The sequence below is a fragment of the Paraburkholderia sp. GAS199 genome, assembly GCF_050436585.1.
Lineage (GTDB): Bacteria > Pseudomonadota > Gammaproteobacteria > Burkholderiales > Burkholderiaceae > Paraburkholderia.
This window is the reverse complement of the sequence record NZ_JBNDMM010000001.1, coordinates 881,075-897,588: the sequence shown is the minus strand read 5'-3', so window position 1 is coordinate 897,588 and position 16,514 is coordinate 881,075. Positions and strand designations below refer to the sequence as shown.

At 62.1% G+C, this 16,514-nt stretch carries 13 protein-coding genes and 1 pseudogene; 4 read left to right on the top strand and 10 right to left on the bottom strand.

The window, feature by feature from the left end:
- Nucleotides 1-244: 244 nt before the first annotated feature.
- The 3 genes from P3T18_RS03895 to P3T18_RS03885 all read right to left on the bottom strand — a co-directional run bounded on the left by P3T18_RS03895 (nt 245) and on the right by P3T18_RS03885 (nt 2,596).
- The gene (locus P3T18_RS03895; protein WP_429298586.1) at nt 245-583 is read right to left on the bottom strand and encodes an energy transducer TonB; all 339 of its coding nucleotides are present in this window, start codon (nt 581-583) and stop codon (nt 245-247) included.
- A gap of 181 nt (nt 584-764) precedes the next feature.
- On the bottom strand, nt 765-1,508 hold the full coding sequence (locus P3T18_RS03890) for an SDR family NAD(P)-dependent oxidoreductase (protein WP_429298585.1): 744 nt from the start codon (nt 1,506-1,508) through the stop codon (nt 765-767).
- A gap of 158 nt (nt 1,509-1,666) precedes the next feature.
- Nucleotides 1,667-2,596 carry a LysR family transcriptional regulator gene (locus tag P3T18_RS03885; RefSeq protein ID WP_429298584.1) on the bottom strand — a complete coding sequence of 310 codons (930 nt, stop codon included), beginning with the start codon at nt 2,594-2,596 and terminating at the stop codon, nt 1,667-1,669.
- 110 nt (nt 2,597-2,706) lie between these two features.
- Here P3T18_RS03885 and P3T18_RS03880 point away from each other — a divergent pair, with 110 nt between their 5' ends.
- Complete coding sequence (locus P3T18_RS03880) at nt 2,707-3,720, top strand: alcohol dehydrogenase catalytic domain-containing protein (RefSeq protein ID WP_429298583.1); 1,014 nt, start codon at nt 2,707-2,709, stop codon at nt 3,718-3,720.
- A gap of 418 nt (nt 3,721-4,138) precedes the next feature.
- A complete protein-coding gene (locus P3T18_RS03875) occupies nt 4,139-4,960 on the top strand; it encodes an alpha/beta hydrolase (RefSeq protein WP_429298582.1) in 822 nt (273 codons plus the stop codon).
- Between the two features lie 90 nt (nt 4,961-5,050).
- On the opposite strand, the gene P3T18_RS03870 is transcribed toward P3T18_RS03875, so the two are convergent.
- The 7 genes from P3T18_RS03870 to P3T18_RS03840 all read right to left on the bottom strand — a co-directional run bounded on the left by P3T18_RS03870 (nt 5,051) and on the right by P3T18_RS03840 (nt 14,403).
- Nucleotides 5,051-6,385 (bottom strand): MFS transporter, encoded by a 1,335-nt coding sequence (locus P3T18_RS03870; RefSeq protein WP_429298581.1) that lies wholly within the window; start codon nt 6,383-6,385, stop codon nt 5,051-5,053.
- 56 nt (nt 6,386-6,441) lie between these two features.
- Nucleotides 6,442-7,431 (bottom strand): hydroxymethylglutaryl-CoA lyase, encoded by a 990-nt coding sequence (locus tag P3T18_RS03865; RefSeq protein ID WP_429298580.1) that lies wholly within the window; start codon nt 7,429-7,431, stop codon nt 6,442-6,444.
- A complete protein-coding gene (locus tag P3T18_RS03860; RefSeq protein WP_429298579.1) occupies nt 7,428-8,195 on the bottom strand; it encodes an enoyl-CoA hydratase/isomerase family protein in 768 nt (255 codons plus the stop codon). The genes P3T18_RS03865 and P3T18_RS03860 overlap by 4 nt, the downstream gene beginning before the upstream one ends.
- 28 nt (nt 8,196-8,223) lie before the next feature.
- Nucleotides 8,224-9,450 carry a CaiB/BaiF CoA transferase family protein gene (locus P3T18_RS03855; protein ID WP_429298578.1) on the bottom strand — a complete coding sequence of 409 codons (1,227 nt, stop codon included), beginning with the start codon at nt 9,448-9,450 and terminating at the stop codon, nt 8,224-8,226.
- Nucleotides 9,447-10,721 (bottom strand): CaiB/BaiF CoA transferase family protein, encoded by a 1,275-nt coding sequence (locus P3T18_RS03850; RefSeq protein ID WP_429298577.1) that lies wholly within the window; start codon nt 10,719-10,721, stop codon nt 9,447-9,449. The genes P3T18_RS03855 and P3T18_RS03850 overlap by 4 nt, the downstream gene beginning before the upstream one ends.
- Nucleotides 10,718-12,658, bottom strand: a complete 1,941-nt coding sequence (locus P3T18_RS03845) for an acetyl-CoA carboxylase biotin carboxylase subunit (protein ID WP_429298576.1) — start codon at nt 12,656-12,658, stop codon at nt 10,718-10,720. Before P3T18_RS03845 ends, P3T18_RS03850 begins: the two co-directional genes overlap by 4 nt.
- A gap of 119 nt (nt 12,659-12,777) precedes the next feature.
- A complete protein-coding gene (locus P3T18_RS03840; protein ID WP_429298575.1) occupies nt 12,778-14,403 on the bottom strand; it encodes an acyl-CoA carboxylase subunit beta in 1,626 nt (541 codons plus the stop codon).
- A 242-nt stretch (nt 14,404-14,645) separates the two neighbouring features.
- On the opposite strand from P3T18_RS03840, the gene P3T18_RS03835 reads away from it, so the two are divergent.
- Together P3T18_RS03835 and P3T18_RS03830 are read left to right on the top strand one after the other, a co-directional pair.
- Complete coding sequence (locus P3T18_RS03835; RefSeq protein WP_429298574.1) at nt 14,646-15,401, top strand: IclR family transcriptional regulator; 756 nt, start codon at nt 14,646-14,648, stop codon at nt 15,399-15,401.
- A 212-nt stretch (nt 15,402-15,613) separates the two neighbouring features.
- Nucleotides 15,614-16,510, top strand: a pseudogene (locus P3T18_RS03830) (alpha/beta fold hydrolase).
- Nucleotides 16,511-16,514: the final 4 nt, after the last annotated feature.

Sequence of the window (16,514 nt, the reverse complement as noted above, 5' to 3'; positions counted from 1 at the left end):
CCCCTGAGCGGACGTTCATAAAGCATTTATCGATGACTGCTGTCCGACGCAGAGCGGTCACACGGCGATCGAGTCATTGCTCTCGACGTGAACATCAAAGAGCGCGACTCGAGTTCGATCGCCCGGCCGGGAGTCCAATACACCTTGCATGTTGCGTCATCGCCAGGCTTATGGACCTGCGAGCGCGGAAGAATTGCTGCAATGCGTTGTCGCCAACAGGCGCCGTATTAAGTCGAAAGTGAATCTAGTCCGTCAAGTTAAAGCGGAAGGTTTGCGTCAGTGAAAACGGTGCGCGAGTAGCGTTACGGTAGACAGGTTCGCATGTTGAAGAGCGCATAGCGGCTAGTGCAGCAGCATCTAGGCGTTGATAGCCGCTACTTCTTTCAAGCACGACGCCAGTAATTTTCCCGTCGCTATCTGTCGTTGCTCGTACATCTACCGTTCCCGTTTCCCTGTTGCGTCGCGAGAGTGCCGGATACTCAGGCGGCGAGAATTTGCACTCGATGCTTGTATCAGGGTGTCGGGGCTGTGCACAGCCAACAAGTATAAGAAGCGACACCAAGGTAGCAAGCACACTGCGCATATACTCTCCAATCTCCGGTGGGACGCAGATGCTAGCACGACGCTTCGAGTTGCGAAATCGATCCGCTAGCCTACAGGCGCACCGCAGTTCATCGCGCCTTCAGTGTGGGGCGCGTAGTATTTCGAGAACGGACACTCGGCAGCGAGATTCAGGCGACCACTTCTGGCCGGACTACAACTCCCTACACAAGATTCAACCCACCATCCGAAAGCAAAATCTCCCCGGTCAGATAATCCGACTCCACCAGCATCGCAACCGCCTGAGCAATGTCTTCCGGCCTCGCTGACCGCCGCATTGGGGCTTTTGTTTTCCAAAGCTCCTGTGCTTGCGTCCAGTCTGCGGTCAACGGCGTGTCCACTAGCCCTGGAGCAACAGCGTTCACTCTGATATCCGGCGCAAGCGATACCGCGAGCAAGCGAGTCATGTGGTTGAGTGCGGCCTTGGTCGACGAATAGGGGATTGAAGCGCCCTTTGGTCGGACACCCGCATGCGAACTAATGTTGATGACGCAACCTGGGCGGCCACGTCGAGCTGCATCCCGTAACGCAGTCTCCGCCTCTGCTATCAAGCGAAATGGAGCGACGACATTGATCTCGTGTAGTTCCGCCCACACTTCCGGCGTAGCCGCAGCCAGGTCCGCATGCGGAATCACTCGGCTGATCCCCGCATTGTTGACCAGGACGTCGAGTCGTCCCCACGCGGCGACGGCGTCCCGGACGAGCCGTATCCGGTCCGCGTCGTCGGCCATGTCAGCCTGAACATAGATCGCGGAGCCGAGTTCGCGGGCTAAGGCCTGCCCTGTTTCGACTGAACTACGCGAATGCAGGACAACGGAGAATCCGTCGCTTGAAAGTCGACGAGCAATGGCCTCGCCGATGCCAGACGTCGAACCGGTAATAAGCGCAACAGGGGATGAGTTTTTCATTGGCGTTGACGTCGACGGTTGTTTTATCTGGTTTCGGTCGCCAATTGTCGACGATCCAGCGCGCCGTGTCGAACAGCTCAAAGTGGCCGTTCATCGCCGTGAAGAATTCAGTCGACAAGCCGACCGAAGTCCCCAAGACACCGACAACTTGATTCTGATCAGAGCTTCTGCCAAGGCCTGAGAGAACGTAACCGGTCGCTCTCGAACGAGTTCATGATGAAGTCGACAAAGACGCGCGTCTTGGCCGAAATCAGCGTCCGCGACGCGTAGTAAAGCGAAATCGAGCCGACATCGGCGTACCAGTCCGGCAGTAGCCGAACCAGGTCCCCGCGCTCCAGATCAGGCAGCACATCGAACAGTGCAATCAGCGACACGCCCAAGCCGAGGCGCACGGTCTCGCGTACTGCGCCAGGGTCATTCACGACAGTAGATTCGGCAAGCGGCCCCGCCATCTCGGTTCCGCTTTCAGTACGAAGCATCCATTGACGAATTTTGCCGGTGCGTGGCGACCGCATGACAATGCCGTCGTAGGCAGCCAGTTCTGAAGGGTCGGTCGGCAGCGGTCGACCAGACATATAGGCAGGCGAAGCCACGGCAACGCCATAAACCGGAGCCAGCGTCCGCGACACGAGACCGGGCGAAAGTTCAAACCCGCCGCCGATGGCGGCATCGTAGTTCTCGGCGATCAGATCTACTTGGCGGTTTTCAAAGTGCCACTCTGGCCGGATTCGTGGGTACTTTGCGAGAAAAGCTGGCATCAACGGCAGAACGTGCATGACGCCGAATGTCGGCGGCATGCTGACTTTCAACACACCTGCCGGCTCGCTATTTTGCGCTGCCGCTTCGGCAATCGCCGCCTGAAGTGCGCTGAGATTGCCGCCGATCGACATGAAGAACTGTTCGCCGACATCCGTGAGCGACAGTTTGCGGGTCGATCGCTGGAAGAGTCGCACGCCGAGATTGCGTTCGAGCATCGCCACGTTTCGGCTGACTGCGGCCGCAGTCAGTCCCAGTCTGCGTCCGGCTTCCGCAAAGCTGCCGCCCTCGGCGGCTCTCACGAATGATTCGAGGTTGGCGAGCGTTTCCATGACCAGTGAGTTTCAACGTTTGCTTGAAGCCGGACCAAAAGAATACCCCCTAATCACGGCGTAATAAACTGCCTATTCTCACTCCACGACCTTAACGTGGAGTGAAAGTAATGAAAGCCATTGTCTTTAACCGCTTCGGCGCCCCGGATGAAGTTCTCGAACTGACAACCCTGCCCGATCCCACGCCGCCCGGCCCTGGCGAAGTCGTGGTTCGCGTGACCAAGCGTCAGCTTCATCCCGGCAACCTCATGATGGTCCGAGGGAAGTTCAATTTCCCGATGCCTGCGGACGGATTCCTGATCCCTGGCGCTGACGGCGTCGGCATTGTCGAGGCCGTAGGCGAAGACGTGGATGCGTCGAGTCTGAAGCCGGGCATGCGCGTGATTTTTAATCCGAGCCCGGGCGCATGGGCAGAACGCGTCAAGACGCGCGTCGAACTGGTGACGCCCATCCCCGATGATTTGCCCGATGCAGTCGCCGTCCAGATGCTCCCGAACGCGGTGATCGCATTGATGCTGCTGCGTGAAGCACAACGTGCAGTGCCGGAGGCGGGTCGTGAGACACCGATTCTCCTGAACGCGGCCGGCTCGTCGGTTGCGCGCTTCCTGACCCTTGCAGCGCACAGGCGCGGCCTGAAGGTAATCGGCGCGGTTCGAAGTGAAAACGGGGCGAAGATGCTGTCGCGCCGGTTCCCGGATTTGCCGGTTGTTTCAACGGCCGAATCCGACTGGCCCGATCAACTGCGCCAGGCTGCGGGATCGCGGCCGCTTCAGGTCATCATGGACCCGGTTGCCGGCGCGATGATCGGCGATCTCGTCCCGCTACTCGGCGACGGCGGCGCCCTTTTACTTTACGGCGTCATGTCCCCGGAACCGATTACATTCCCGCTTTCCGCGCTGGCTCGCGAAATCATGTTTAAAGGCGTGTCGTCTTCACGCTGGATGCAGCAGACTTCAGCTGAACAGCGGCGCGATGACGTGGCGGAAGCGATTGAAATGGGCCGCGGTTCACCGGAAAAATTCGAGGTAGAGGCCGAATATGATCTGGCCCAGTTCGCCGACGCGGTCAAGCACATCGAGCGCGCAAATCGGCACGGAGCGATTCTCCTCAGTTCGGATTTGTGAAGTGGAATGTCGGGCATAGCGGCGCCGTTTTCATTCACGGCGTGCCATTGAGACTTTGCATCGCCTGGCGTCAAGCGCCAGGCGATGAAGTCGAACAACATCGCTTACAGAAGGTGATCGGCACGCGACCTTGAAAGTCCCGTAGCAGCCTGCCGTTGATCGGCGCGCTTTTTAAAGCGTAAGCCGATTCACTCCTCCAAAACGATATCTTCCGCACGTACAGCCATTTTCAGATGTCGTTTAATAAGAAGTGCGGGTCGGCCAGCGGCTCGCTGTAAATTGTCGACACGAGCGCCTCGCGTGCCTGGTACGTTATCAATGAACGAGCACGCGTTCGCTTTAAAACTTGCGCGCCGCTCAAGCGCACGACATCCGTCTTTCCCGTTAACAATCGCAAGGCGACAGCAACATGCCTGCAATGCCAAGACGAAGGTTCATTTCACTGTCACTGGCCGCATGCGTAGCCGGCGTACTCGCGTATCGGGCGCGCGGGCACGATTCGGGCGGCATTGCCTACGGCACGTCGCGCCGTCAGCGACTCGACGTCTATACGCCCGAGCCGCGCACCCGCACGAACTATCCCGTTGTCGTGTATTTCTACGGCGGCGGCTGGCAAAGTGGTCATCGCTCGGATTCGCGCGGGGTCGCGCAAGCGCTCGCCGCGCGAGGTATCGTAACGGTCGCGGCGGACTACCGCGTCTATCCAGACGCCGTCTTCCCCGGCTTTCTCGACGACCCTGCTACCGTCGTGCGCTGGACGCACGATCATGCACGCGAATTCGGCGGCGACCCCGGACGCATTTTCATCATGGGACATTCCTCCGGCGCGCACATGGTTGCGATGCTCGCGACCGACCCACGTTATCTCGCTGCGCAAGGCATATCCAATACCTCGCTCGCCGGAATGATCGGACTCGCGGGACCGTATGCCGCGATTCCGACGACCGACCCTCACATGGACGAGATATTTCCAGCGGCACTGCGCGCGCGAGCGCTGCCCATCGCATTCGTCACCGGAAACGAGCCGCCGATGTTCCTCGCCGCCGGCACGGCGGATACCGATGTCGATCCGCGTAACAGCGATCGTCTCGCAGACGCAGTGCGCGCGCATCACGGCGTCGTCGAACTGAAAAAATATCCGGGTTACGATCACGATAAGCTCTACAAGTCGTTTTCGGCCGCGCCGAATGCTGAATCACCGGTTCTGGCCGACGTCACCGCGTTTATCGACGCGCATTGAAGGCGCGATTCGACAGTCGTCGCTAAGGGCGGCTGCGCGTTCAATCGCGCAATGCGCCCTTACCCGGCGGACCAACTCAAACTCCAACCCTTACGACACCCGCACCGCCGTCGCCTCGACACGCGGGGCCGGCAGACAGAACATTCCCACCGCGCCGATCAGCAGAATCGCACCGATTCCATAAAGGCCCGCGGCAAAACTTCCGGTCGAAGCCTTCAACGAGCCGATCAGGATCGGACTGACGAAGCCGCCCAACTGACCGAGCGAACTCACCAGCGCGAGCCCGGCGGCGAGTGTCGTCGCCGAAAGATATTGCGTGGCGGCAGCCCAGAACGTGGCGAAACCGGAAAAGATGCCGATGGCGGCGAGCGACATCGCCACCAGTGCCATCGGCAAACTGTGCGACGCCGCGCCCAGCGCCGCGATCCCGATCGCGCCCGCGAGCAGGGACGCAATGCAATGCCAGCGACGCTCGGCGGTCTGGTCGGAATGACGCCCCATCAACACCATGCCGATACCGCCGCACGCATAGGGAATCGCGGTGAGCCAGCCGATCTGCACATGCGTGCCGCCAACGAACACCGACTTGATGATGGCGGGAATCCAGAACGAAATGGTGATCACGCCGGCCACCAGCGCGAAGTAGATCAGCGTCAGCACATAGATGCGGGCGTTTTTCAGCAGGACGAGCAGACTGCGCCAGTCGCCGTGACCGCTCGCGGGGTGTTGGTCGTCGACCAGAGCCTGCTCCAGAATCTGCCGCTCGCGGGCATCGAGCCAACGCGCGTCGGAAGGACGATCGTCGAGGATGAGCATGACGGCAAGGCCGAGCAGAATCGACGGTAGGCCTTCGATCAGAAACATCCATTGCCACGCGGCCCAACCATTCACGCCGTCGAAATTCTGCAGAATCCAGCCGGACAGCGGTCCGCCGAGCAAACCGGAAAACGCCACCGGCGTCATGAACAACGCGACGATCTTGGCGCGCCGCCGTGCGGGAAACCAGTACGTCAGATAGAGAATCACGCCCGGAAAGAAACCGGCTTCCGCCACGCCGAGTAGAAAGCGCAAAACATAGAACGATTCAGGCGTGCGCACGAACATCATCGCGCTGGAAATCGCGCCCCATAGAATCAGAATACGCGAGAGGGTTTTACGCGCGCCGATCTTTTCCATCAGCAGGTTGCTCGGAACTTCGAACAGCAGATAGCCGATAAAGAAAATGCCGCCGCCCAGTCCGAAGATGGCAGTCGAAAACTTCAGGTCGCTGCTCATCGACGCCTGTGCGAAGCCGATGTTGATACGGTCCACATAGGCCGCGAAATAGCACAACAGCAGCACGGGAATGAGCCGCCACGATACCTTGGTATAGACGCCTTCTACAGCGGTTTCGTCGTCCGGAACAACGCTCGAAGCTATTTCCATGATCTCCTCCAGATTGAATCCGCCCGGCTAATCCCTGGACGCCGGGGGTTGGTTTTTTATTTGACTGCGATGGCGTCACCGATCAACGGATTCAGGCCGGTGTGTGTGACATGACCCAACAACTTGCGCCCCAGCGTGCGCTCGCATGCGCTGGCGAGTCCAAGGAGCGCTGGCAGATCGATACCGGTTGCGATGCCCATCGATTCGAACAGGTTGACCAGGTCTTCCGTGCAGACGTTGCCGGTATAACCGCCGCCATACGTCAGCCCCGCCGGGTGGCCGCCCACGCCTCCGAGCGCCGAGTCGAAATAGCGGACACCAGCTTCGTACGCCGCCACGCAATTCACGAGTCCGGTGCCGCGCGAATCGTGAAAGTGCGCGATGAGTCGTGCCTCCGGGCAGGCCCGTTCGATCTGCCTGACCAGCGCTGCGACACTTGCCGGGGTCGCCATACCGGTCGTGTCGCCGAGCGCGATGAGCCGGATGCCGAGCGACAGGAATGTTTCGACATCGCGCACCACCTGCGCGGGATCGACGTAGCCTTCGAACGGGCAGCCGAACGCCACTGAAATCGTGCCGACGATACGGAAATCGTCACCGGCCCGCGCGCGCATGCTGGCGACGTTGTCCCACTGATCCGCGCGGCTGCGTTTGAGGTTTTTCAGCGAATGCGTCTCCGACGCGGAAACCAGAAAACTGATCTCGTTCGCGCCGAAACCGGCCTGACGATCCGCCACGGCCCGTTCGACTGCATGCAGATTCGCGCAGGTCGCTTTGTAGAACACACCTGGTTTGCGCGGCAGCTTTTGCAGGACTTCGCTGGCGTCGGCGAATTGCGGCACGACCTTGGGATTCGAATACGAGGTCGCCTCGATCCGCTCGAATCCCGCAGCCGCGATCTGCTCGATCAACCCCACTTTGACATCGGCGTCGAGCATCTGCGTTTCGTGTTGCAAGCCATCGCGCGCAAAGCATTCGCAGATCACCACGTCGCGGTTTGCGCTGCCGGCTTGCTGGACAGTGAGCGGGTTGGTCAGATCGTTCATTGGGTCGCCTTTTTGCCAAATCCGCGCATCATCACGTTCGTATCGCGGCCCACTGCCAGCGCTTCTTCGAACGGCAAATTGCTGACGCGATAGAAGAGCCGCTTGGTAGCCTGCATGGCAACCGGCGACCAGCCCGCAAGCTGATCGGCCAGACCGATCGCGCGATCGCGCAACTGGTCGAGCGGCGCGCAGTCGTGGGCGAGTCCGAGTGCGACTGCCGCCTGAGCGTCGAGCATCCGGCCGGTCGAGACCAGCCCGAAAGCCGTCTTCTGACCAACCTGACGGACCAGATTCGCCATCACGATCGCCGCGACGATGCCGTGCTTCAACTCGGGATAACCGAGCCGCACGTCGTCGGCGACCACCATCAGGTCGCAAGCCAGCGCGAGACCCGCGCCGCCGCCCAGCGCATTGCCTTGCACCGCGGACACGATGGGTTTGGCGGTGCGCGGAAAGGCGGCGTGCAACGATGCGGTCAGGTCGGCGCGGCGATTCGCGGCATGCGCGCCCTGCCCGCTCGCGGTATTTTCGCCGTCGTCTCCGGCACCCGACAGCGCAGCAAATTCACTGGTGTCGGCTCCCGCGCAGAACGACTTGCCGCTCCCGGCCAGCACGATCGCGCGACAACTGTCGTCCGCAGCCGCCACGCTCAATGCGTCGACCAACGCAGCGGTCAAGCCGGTGTTGAGCGCGTTATGTTTGGCCGGGCGGTTCATCGTCAGAACGCGCACGGCGGCGTGATTCTCTACCAGAAGCTCTTCCATCGTTGTTCCATCGAAAGCAGTTAAAGAGTCAAACGGTGGACGCGCTCGTGAACACGACCCGCCGTTCGATCAGGCCCGCGATATCGGCCTGCGCGAGGCCCATTTCTTCGAGCACCGCGCGGGTGTCCTGGCCCAGTCGCGCAACCGTCATACGCTCGCCTTCATGCGATCCGGCGCGCAAACCCGGCACTGCAGGCAGCGGCAGCCCTTCGCGGGCATAGGCGTCGGCGTTGTCGGCGGCGCCATCGAGCGCGAGCCGCCCGAACACCTGGGCATGGCGAGTCTGCGGATCGTCGACGAAGTCGTCGTAGTCGTTGACCGCCGCGCACAACACGTCCTGCGCCTGCAAGCGCTCGACCCAGCGCGCCGTGTCGTCGCCGCGCAAAATGCGTGCGATGCCGGCATTGATGTCGGCCGCGTGATGCAGACGCTGTTCGTTGGTCGCCCATTCCGCACGGCTCGCCCATTCGTCCTGACCGAGTGCACGACACAGGCCAAAAAACATTTCGTTTCGCAACGCGGTGACGTTGATGAATCCATCCGCAGTCTGGAACGTGCCGGACGGCACCGTGACCGGCACGCGGGTTTCGCCCGCGAACATGAAGTGGTCGAGAATCGGGATCGTCTGCAACGAGGCAGCCACTGCCAGCAGTGAAATGTCGAGACGCCGGCCGAGTCCCGCGCTCGCACGCGCATACAACGCCGCGCCGACGCTCTGCGCGGCATACACGCCGCACGCTGCATCCACGGCGAGCATGCCGATGCGGCGCGGCGTGCCGGCGGCGTCGCGGTTCATCACCATCATTCCGCTCAAGGCCTGAATGACCGAGTCCGAGCCCGCGCGAGCCCGATAAGGACCGTCGGGGCCGAAGCCGGTGATCGACACCATGACGAGTTTGGGGTTGCAGACGAGCATCGCTTCCTGCGACAGACCCAGCTTCTCCATCACGCCGGGCCGGAAACTTTCGATCACGACATCGGCGCGCTCCACGCATTGCAGCAGCAACGCGCGTCCTTCGGGCAGACTCGCGTCGATACAGATCGCCCGTTTGCCGATGTTCGCGCCGATGCTGAGCGCCGTCAGTCCGTCCTTGCCGCCGCCCATCAGACGCGCCCAGTCGCCCGCCGGCGGCTCGACCTTGATGACGTCCGCGCCTTGCCGCGCGAGCAGGCAGCCGCAGTACGGACCGGCGATCCCCTGGCTCAGATCGAGGACCCGCAGGCCCGCGTAAGGGGCGTCCACGCCGGCACTCACGGCAGATCCTCCTGTGCCGCTTCCAACGGCACGGCCAGTTGCAGCACGCCGCTTTCCACCAGCGAGTCGATCTGTGCATCGGAATAGTTCAGCTCACGTAACACCTCGGCGGAGTGCTCGGCAAAACGCGGCGGACGCAGGCGCACGCCGCCCGGCGTACGCGACAGTTTGGCGGGCACACCGACGCCTTCGTAGCCGCCGAGCGACACGCGCATATTCCGATGCAGCGTGTGCGGGTCGGACAACGCCCTGCCGACGTCGCGAACCGGCCCCGCCGGCACGCCCGCTGCGGTGAGCGACGCGCACAACGCTTCGCCGTCGATCTGTCGGAGTTCGGCGTCGAGCAGTTCGCGCAGTTCATGGCGGTGCTGGATGCGCGCGGGGTTCGTGCTGTAGCGGGCATCGGCGGCGAGTTCGGGCCGACCGATGGTTTGCGCGAACGAGCGGAACTGCCGGTCGTTGCCCACGCCGATGAAGACATCGGTCGAAGCCGTCGAAAATTTGTCGTACGGCACGATGTTCGGATGACCGTTGCCGAGCAGCGGTTGCGGCTTGCCGGACATGAACCAGTTGGCCGCCGGCGGATGCAGCAAGGTCAGCGCGACGTCGTATAGCGCAATGTCGAGAAACTGCCCATGCCCGGAACGTTCGCGTTCGAACAGCGCGAGCAGCACGCCGATCACGCTGACCTGCCCCGTCGCCAGATCGATGATCGGCACGCCGATGCGAGTCGGCCCGCTGGCCGGATTGCCGTTGATGCTCATGAGGCCGGACATAGCCTGCACGACCGCGTCGTAGCCCGGCATCGAGCCCATCGGACCGTCTTCACCGAAACCGCTGATACGGCAATAGATCAAGCGCGGAAAACGTTTCTGCAACACCTCGGCGAAGCCGAGCCCCCAACGCTCCATCGTGCCGATCTTGAAGTTCTCGATCAGGATGTCGGCATCTTCCAGCAGATCGAAAATGATCTCGCGCGCTTCTTCACGCGTCAGGTCGAGCGCGATGCCGCGCTTGTTGCGGTTCACGCCCATGTAGTAGGACGCGCCGCCATCGCGGAACGGCGGCCCCCACAGCCGCGTGTCGTCGCCCGCCGGCGACTCGACCTTGACGACGTCCGCGCCGTGATCCGCGAGGGTCTGTGCGCAGGCCGGTCCCGCCAGCACGCGCGACAGATCGACCACTTTGATACCGCTCAACGCACCATCCGTGCCGGTTTGCATCCGAGATTCCTTGCCGCTGCTCAGGTTGGGGAAGGCGCCCGCGATCATGCCGGCACCTCGAGTTCGAGTTCGATCAATACCTTGCCGGTCGCGACCGATTGCCCGGCGGCCACCAGAATCTGCGTGACGCGGCCAGCCGCGGGGGCGCTGTGCGTGTGCTCCATCTTCATCGCCTCCACGGTGAGCAGATCGTCGCCCTGCTGGACCGCATCGCCCACGGCGACCAGCAGCGCGGCCACGCGTCCGTTCGACATGGCCCGCACGCGTCCGTCGCCGATACCGTCGTCGGCCTGCGAGGCGGGTTGATAGGTGGTGTCGATGAACGATGACGCGTGGCCGTCGAGTTGGACGTCGATACGCGAGTCGGCCAGATGCCAGAACGCCTGACGATCCACACCGTCGACAGTGAAGCGGACGCGTCCCGTGTCGATGCGCATCCGCGAAATCGCGATGCGATGCTCGTCGAGTGCGACGAGCAAGCCTGCGTTCTCCGTCGGCGTCACGCGCAATGCGTGCACGTGCGCGGCTTCGTCTTTCAGATGCACGGTCGACGCGCGCGCGCCCTGTGCCTGGGCGCCTTGCGCCAGCAGCGCGGCCGCCAACGCGAGCGTGAGCGGATCGGCGTCCGCGAGCGGCGCGACCAGCACCTCGGGATGCGCCTGCAGGAAGCCCGTATCGACACCGCCCGCGACGAACGCCGGATGATCGAGACAGCGGATCAGCGTCTGCCGGTTGGTCTTCAGGCCGAACACCACCGTATCGCGCAAAGCGTTCACCAGTTTGCGACGCGCGTCCTCACGGGTCTTGCCGGTCGCGATCAGCTTCGCGAACATCGAGTCGTAGTACGGCGACACGACGCTACCAGACTCGACCGCATGCTCGACGCGCACCGTGTCCGGCACCTGCCAGCGGTCGATCGAGCCGCTTTGCGGCATGAAACCGTTGGCCTCGTCTTCAGCGCACAGGCGAACCTCGATCGAATGTCCGGCGATCTGGATATCCGCCTGCGTCAGACTGAGCGGCTCGCCCATCGCGACGCGGAACTGCCACTCGACCAGATCGATATCCGCGACCGCTTCGGTCACCGGATGCTCGACCTGCAGCCGCGTGTTCATTTCCATGAAATAGAACTCGCCGTCGGCATCGAGCAAAAATTCGAAGGTGCCGACGCCTTCATAGCCGAGCCTGATCGCCGCAGCCACGGCGGCCGTGCCCATCCGCTCGCGCGTGGCCACGCTCAGATGCGCGGCAGGCGCTTCTTCGATCACCTTCTGATGGCGCCGCTGCACCGAGCAATCGCGCTCGCCGACATGCACGCCGTGACCATGCTGATCGATCAGCACCTGGATTTCGATGTGACGCGGTTGCGTGACGACGCGCTCGACGATCATGCGGTCGCTGCCGAACGCGTTGCGCGCTTCGGAGCGCGCCGAGTCGAGTGCGCGTTCGAAGTCCGAGGCCGCCTGCACGACCCGCATGCCGCGCCCGCCGCCGCCGGCGGTCGCCTTGACGATCACGGGAAAGCCTAGCTTTGCCGCTTCCTCGGCCAGCGTGCGGTCGTCCTGCGCGTCGCCGTCGTAGCCGGGAATGCACGGCAAGCCGGCCTCGCGCATCAGCGCCTTGGCCTGCGCCTTGTCGCCCATCGAGCGGATTGCGTGAGCCGGCGGCCCGACGAAGATCAGGCCTGCCGCCACGCAAGCCTCGGCGAACTCGGCGTTTTCCGAGAGAAAGCCATAGCCCGGATGCACGGCATCCGCACCGCTCTTCAGCGCGGCCGCGACGATGGCCGCGACGTTCAGATACGAATCGGCGGGCGGCGCTTCGCCCACGCAGACCGCTTCGTCGGCATTCAAGACATGCATCGACTGCGCGTCGACGGTCGAATAGATCGCGACGGTACGGATGCCCATCGCGCGCGCCGTACGCATGATGCGCATGGCAATCTCGCCGCGATTGGCAATCAGAAGCTTGTTGATACTGCGCATCGAACGATTCCCTTTGATCGAAAACGGATCGGCAAAAATCACGGCTTGCCGTTTGAATGGATACGAAGCCCACGCATGGCGAACGGCACAACGGAACGTTCAGTGGCGCGGATCGGCGCTCAAGGTCGCGCCACGCCGAACTGCATCGGCGATACCGTGCGACTCGCGGCGTCGCGACAGATTTCCAGCACGCTGGCAAGCACGCGGCGCGTCTCGCGCGGATCGATGATCCCGTCGTCCAGCACGTGCGCGCTGGTCGTGAACACGTCCATCTGGCTTTCGAAATTCGCGATCACCTTGTTCGCGAGCGCCTCGAGTTTTGCCTCGTCGGCTTCACCGGTCTTGCGGATCATCGCCGCGCGGCTCACGTTGACCATGGTTTGCGCGGCCTGCTCTGCGCCCATCACCGCGGTCTTCGCATTCGGCCACGCGAAACAGAAGCGCGGCTGAAATCCGCGACCGCACATGGCGTAATTGCCGGCGCCGAACGACGCGCCGCAAAACAGCGTGATTTGCGGCACGTTCGCATTGGTGATCGCCTGAATCATTTTCGAGCCGTGCTTGATGCTGCCGCCTTCCTCGAACGCGCGCCCGACCATGAAACCCGTGGTGTTGTTCAGATACAGCAGCGGCGTATCCGACTGGCAGCAGGCCTGAATGAAGTGGGTCGCTTTCGCAGCGCCCGACGGTTCGATCGGTCCGTTATTGGTGATGATGCCCACCGGCATGCCATGAATCGACGCGTGGCCGCAGACCGTGGCCGAACCGTACAGCGCGCCGAATTCGCGAAAGTCGGAGTCGTCGACGACACGGGCAATCACCTCGCGCATGTCGACCGGGCGGCGATGATCGTCGGGCATGATGCCCAGCAGTTCGTCGGCGTCGTAGCGCGGCTCGCGAAACGCGCGGGTTGTCGCGGATGCGGCGCGCCGATTCCAGTCGAGCGAGCCGACGATGTCCCGGGCGATGCGCAGCGCGTCGCGATCGTCTTCCGCGAGGTAATCGCCGAGGCCCGTGATGGATGCATGCATCTGCGCGCCGCCGAGTTCCTCGTCGGTGGCAATCTCGCCGGTGGCGGCAAGCAGCAACGCCGGGCCGGCAAGAAACGCGCGCGATCGTCCACGGACCATCACAACGTAATCCGACAAGCCGGTCTGATATGCGCCACCGGCCGTCGACGCACCGTGGGTCACAGTGACGACCGGCAAGCCAGCGGCCGAGAGCCGCGCGAGGTTGCGAAACTTTTGACCGCCGTGCACGAAGTTTTCGACTTTGTAGGCGAGCAGATTGGCCCCGGCGCTCTCGACCAGTTGCACGAACGGCAACTTGTTTTCGAGCGCGATGTTCTGGATGCGTAGCAGCTTTTCGAGGCCTTTGGGCTGAAACGCGCCCGCGTCGATACCCGAGTCCGACACGCTCACCATGCAGCGCGCGCCCTGAATGAAACCGATCCCTGCGATCAGGCCGCCACCACCGATCACCTTGCCGTCCGCTCGTGGCGCGCCCAGTCCGTAGCCCGCGATCGTGGACAACTCCAGAAACGGCGAGTTGCGATCGAGCAGCATCGCCAGCCGTTCGGCCGGCAACAACTGGCCGCGTTTGCGAAACCGGGGGCCGGCGGCGTCCGAGACTTCGCGAGTCGTCGCTTCGATACCGCGCAGCCGGGCGAGCAGCGCCAGCATCGACTGCCGGTTCTGTTCGAACGATTCACTGCCCGTCGCAACACGGGATTCAAAAATGGCCATGCGCATTTTTCCTATAACTGTTCACTCGCTCGCGCTTCTGATAAATTTTCATTGAATGAAACTCTAATAATTGCGTGCCTATGAGACGTAATACTAGGAAAATTAGCGTTTTTAGCGCAATGACATTCTTATAATTTGCGGGTTTTCACCGATACAAAATTATGGAAAATCCTATATTAATTTCATTGAATGAAACTTTTTAAGAATCAATGATGACAAGCAAAGAGCCCGGAACCTCTTCGGTGGGCGCGATCGAAAAAGCCTGCCGCGTGTTGAAGGCCCTCACCGACGGCCGCAATACCCGGCTCGTCGATATCGCGGCTTACTGTGGTCTCGACAAAGCCACGTCCATGCGGGTTCTCGACACACTGATTCGCGAACAACTCGTCGAACGGGACCCTCAAACCAGACGCTACCGGCTCGGCCCGGAAGTCGCGCGCATTGCCAGGGGTGTCAGCGAACCGGTGGACTGGCGCGAACTGGCGCGTCCCAGCTTGATGCGGCTGAGCGGCGTCTTTGAAGACACCGCGATCGCGTCCGTGTTGAGTTCGCTGGAAATGGTGTGCGTCGATCTGCAAATGGGCAGCTACCCGATCCGCGCCAACTATCAGGACATCGGCAGTCGCCGCACGCTCGGTGTTGGTTCCAGCGGACTGGCCGTTCTGGCCACGCTGCCGCAGGCGGAATGCGATGTGGTGTTGTCGCAGATCGGCCCGCGTCTGTCGCGTTACCCGATGCTGACCCAACCGTTTCTGTTGAACGCGATCGAGGTCACACGCACCAAGGGGTACGCTGTGCTGATCGACGCCGTGGTGCCGAGAATGGGCGGTATTGCGGTCGCGATACGCGCGCCGTCGGGCGACGCACTCGCCTCGCTCAGCATCGCCGCGCTCTCCGAGCGGGTGCTGGAACGAGAAACGCAGCTGGCAACTACCATGCTGGCGGAGGCAGCGAAAATCGAAGCAGCGCTGGCAAGGGGCGTCGCTGGTAGTGTCTGAAGTGGGCTAGCGCAGGGGGCGACAACCGGCGGCAATTGATGGTGGTGGCAAACATCTGGAAAGCACGTACTCTTTCTATCTTCGAGCATGCCCGCGCTGCGTATGTCGACGGTCACCTCCATTGATGAACATCGTGGCGAAAGTTTTTCTCACACGACCCAGCAATTTTTCTGGTTTGTTGAACCGCTCCCGGATAGATACCCTTCTGCTCCATGCTCAAACATATCGCAACCGAATTGCTCGACATCGCCTACGTCGAACAGGGGGACTCCAACGGATGGCCGGTAGTCCTGCTGCACGGTTTTCCTTACGACATCCACGCATATGACGAAGTGACGCCACGTCTGACGTCCGAGGGTGCGAGGGTTATCGTTCCCTACCTTCGCGGATACGGGCCGACGCGCTTCCTGTCGGCCACTACACTTCGCTCGGGCCAGCAGGCCGCGCTCGGGGCCGATCTGCTGGCCCTGCTCGACGCGCTTCGAATCGACCAGGCCGTCCTCGGCGGATAGGACTGGGGCGGACGGGCGGCCTGTATTGTGGCTGCACTCTATCCATCGAGAGCACGAGGGCTGGTCTCGGTCAACGGGTACAACATCCAGAACATTGCCAATGCCTCGCAACCGGCCGACCCCGAAAAGGAACACCGGATGTGGTACCAGTACTACCTTCATGGCGAGCGCGGCCGCGCCGGGCTGACCGAAAACCGGCGTGAGTTCTGCCGTCTTCTGTGGTCGCTATGGTCGCCGACATGGCATGTCGACGATGATGTCTACGCGCGTTCAGCCGAGGCGTTCGACAATCCCGATTTCGTCGACGTGGTCGTTCATTCCTATCGGCACCGATTCGGCCTGGTCGACGGCGATCCCCGGTTCGAAGATATCGAACTCAATCTTGCTGCGATGCCGCCCATCACCGTCCCCACCATCACGCTCGAAGGCGACGCCGATGGCGTCTCGCCACCCGGCGGCCGAATGGCCAACTCGAATCGCTTCACCGGACGTCACGAGAACCGGATCGTGGCGAATGCAGGCCACAATCTGCCGCAGGAAGCGCCGGAAGCGTTTGCCGATGCAGTCCTCGATATCAACGCCTGGGCCGCCGTTTGAGGTT